Consider the following 317-nt stretch of genomic DNA (forward strand, 5'->3'; position numbering starts at 1 on the left):
GTTCGATCGGCACCCGAGCACGCATCAAACGAGACACATTGCCTGTCCAACTCTCGGGCAGAAAGAGACGCAATGCGACCATCACGGGCACTTCGCCGCGCGCAAGGGTCAGCGACACCAGCGTTTGGCAATTTGCCGTTTTGCCAAGAGAGGACGCATATTGAGCCGCGACACCAACCGAGCGTTCGCCCTTTTTCGGCATTGCGGTGTCATCAATGACTAATACCGCATCCTTGCCGCCGACAAGCCGATCCGCCTGGTTGAGCAGCTCAGATTCCAGCGGTGATGCGTCCCAGACACCTTCGACGATGAAATGG

The 317-nt window shown here is 57.7% G+C and carries 1 protein-coding gene; it reads right to left on the bottom strand.

What is annotated here, in order from left to right; translation table 11 throughout:
* The coding region (locus I6F36_RS39495; protein WP_225173349.1) for a transposase at nucleotides 1–317 on the bottom strand (317 nt) is incomplete at both ends.

The sequence above is a fragment of the Bradyrhizobium sp. BRP19 genome (assembly GCF_020194195.1).
In the GTDB taxonomy this organism is placed as follows: Bacteria; Pseudomonadota; Alphaproteobacteria; order Rhizobiales; family Xanthobacteraceae; genus Bradyrhizobium; species Bradyrhizobium yuanmingense.